The organism is Gilvimarinus sp. 1_MG-2023, from assembly GCF_030548285.1.
Genome location: NZ_JAUOSC010001239.1, coordinates 1 through 258, shown reverse-complemented (window position 1 = coordinate 258; position 258 = coordinate 1). Strand labels below are relative to the sequence as shown.

Genomic DNA, 258 nt, shown 5'->3' with positions numbered 1-258 from the left:
GCCTGACACTGGATCAAATCCCGATGTTTGCCCAGGCTTTGCTGACCATGTTGCTGCTGGTACCTATCGGCCCGGTAATGTATCGGATTTTCTTCCAGCCGATCGCCTCTGCCCAACCACTGGTGTTATTGATTGTTTCAATCGCGGTACACGTTGCCATGGTGGGTGTTGGCTTGTTGCTGTTTGGCCCTGAAGGTGCCCGCACCCAGCCGTTCACAGATACTGCTCTGTCGCTGGGGCCGGTGATGCTGAAAAGCC

Annotated in this window: 1 protein-coding gene; it reads left to right on the top strand. The window is 55.4% G+C overall.

Annotated elements, in window-relative coordinates:
- Positions 1 to 23: 23 nt before the first annotated feature.
- A partial coding sequence (locus tag Q4563_RS20825; RefSeq protein WP_303605874.1) for a hypothetical protein occupies positions 24 to 258 on the top strand: 235 nt, incomplete at its 3' end.